2 protein-coding genes are annotated in these 1,682 nt (G+C 70.4%); both read right to left on the bottom strand.

The window, feature by feature from the left end; all coding sequences use genetic code 11:
- The coding region (locus G6019_RS17315) for a phytoene desaturase family protein (RefSeq protein ID WP_309230209.1) at positions 1-1,042 on the bottom strand (1,042 nt) is incomplete at its 3' end.
- Positions 1,026-1,625 (bottom strand): GNAT family N-acetyltransferase, encoded by a 600-nt coding sequence (locus tag G6019_RS10625; protein ID WP_107758054.1) that lies wholly within the window; start codon positions 1,623-1,625, stop codon positions 1,026-1,028. The genes G6019_RS17315 and G6019_RS10625, both read right to left, overlap by 17 nt.
- Between the last annotated feature and the right edge of the window lie 57 nt (positions 1,626-1,682).

Genomic DNA, 1,682 nt, shown 5'->3' with positions numbered 1-1,682 from the left:
TCACGAGCAGTTGCAGCCCGTGCGAACTGGTCGTCGTGGGCACTCCCGGGTAACGCGGCAGATCCGTCGTGCCCAGCCGGACGACCATCCCCAGCCCGAACCCGGGGCGGATCCTCCGGCGCCAGGCGTCGAGTCTCGCCGCGGGGAGTTCGTGGGAGAGGAGGTCGAGCGTGGTGTGGACGTGACAGGCCGCGACGACGGCCGAACAGTGCAGTGACCGGCCCCCCGCGGTCTCCACCCGCCACCCGGACCCCGCGCGGCGGATCGCCGTCGCTCCTGCACCCGCGGTGACCGATCCACCAGCGGCACGGACGGCGGACACGAGCGCGTCGGCGAGCGCGCCCGACCCGCCGATCGCACGGCCGGGAGGGGTCTGGTGCATGAGCGCCGCGAAGCCGATCATCGGCGCGGTGCCGGCATGGGACATCGGTGGCCCGGACTGCGCGCCGAACCAGGACAGGGCGGCCTTCAGCCGCTCGGACGTGAAGGTCTGGTCGAGCAGGGCGTCGCCGGAGGACAGGAAGGTCTGGACCGCGCCGAAGGGATCCCGGAGATCGTCCCGACCGAGGAACGCCGCTCCCAGTCGCGACGCCGTGGGACGGACGCCGAACCCCTTCATCATCCGTCCGGCCAGGACCCCCCACCGGCGGACGAATCCGCGGTACGCGCGCGCATCCGTCTCGCCGCAGGCGGCGGCGATACTCGCGCAGGTCAGGTCGAGGTCGCGATGGAAGACGATCGGGGGGTCGTCGCTGCCCGGCGGGGCGGGGGCGAATCCCCACGGGTCACAGTCCACATACCTGAGGCCGTGAGCGGCGAGGTCCAACTCTTCCGGGATACCCGTGTGTCGGATCATCAGGTGCGCTGACGACCCACGATCCGTGCGGTGGCCGGGATAGCGCTCGACCGTGGAGGTGGCACCGCCCAGGACCGTGTCCTTCTCCACCACGTGGACGTCGAGGCCGGACCGCGCGAGATACGCGGCGCAGATGAGTCCGTTGTGACCGGATCCGATCACCACGACGTCATGACGGTTGTTCACGCGAGCCTCCGTGCTGGGTGAGGGGGAGCGGACGCGACAGTACGGCGAAGGGCCGGGCGTCGCCTTCGAACCTGTAGGCCCTGAGTACATCCGAGAAGCCCAGCGACCGGTACAGCCGCCACGCCCCGTTGGCCTCCTCGGGGACCTCGGGGGTCGAGAGCAGCACGGATCGCTCCGTACGGTCCGCCAGGAAGCGGCGGAGCAGCTCCGTCCCTATCCCGCGCCCCTGATAACGGGGGGATACGTGGAGTTCCGTCAGTTCGACATAATCCGTCGGCAGCTGTCGACCCTGATCACTCAGGCCCCGGGCGACCTGCTCGTACCACCACTGACCAGGGGCGCCCCGGTAGCCGTAACAAATGGCCACCAGCGGCCCACGGGCGTGACCGAGAAACCGTCGACGCGGCGACTCGAAGGCCGCGACCCCGGACCACCCGTCTCGGTGACTGTGCTCCATCCACGCGGGGGCCCGGGATCGGATCACCTGGGGCGGGTAACCCATGGCGTCGACGTAGACACCGAGCGCCTCGGGCAGTCGGTCTCGGAACTCGCCGGCGTCCAGGCTGGTGATCACGGTGTCCATCCACCCCATCTCATCACGTGCGCGCGTTCGCGACCGGGATTGTGTCGTACCCCGCCG

It is taken from the genome of Dietzia sp. DQ12-76, from assembly GCF_014145045.1.
Classification (GTDB): domain Bacteria; phylum Actinomycetota; class Actinomycetes; order Mycobacteriales; family Mycobacteriaceae; genus Dietzia.
Note: the sequence above shows the minus strand (reverse complement) of the source record. Positions and strands in the feature narration are given on the sequence as shown.

Excerpts from the sequence above, each read along its gene's own strand:
- G6019_RS10625 (WP_107758054.1), bottom strand. The coding sequence starts at position 1,625 with ATGGACACCGTGATCACCAGCCTGGACGCCGGCGAGTTCCGAGACCGA.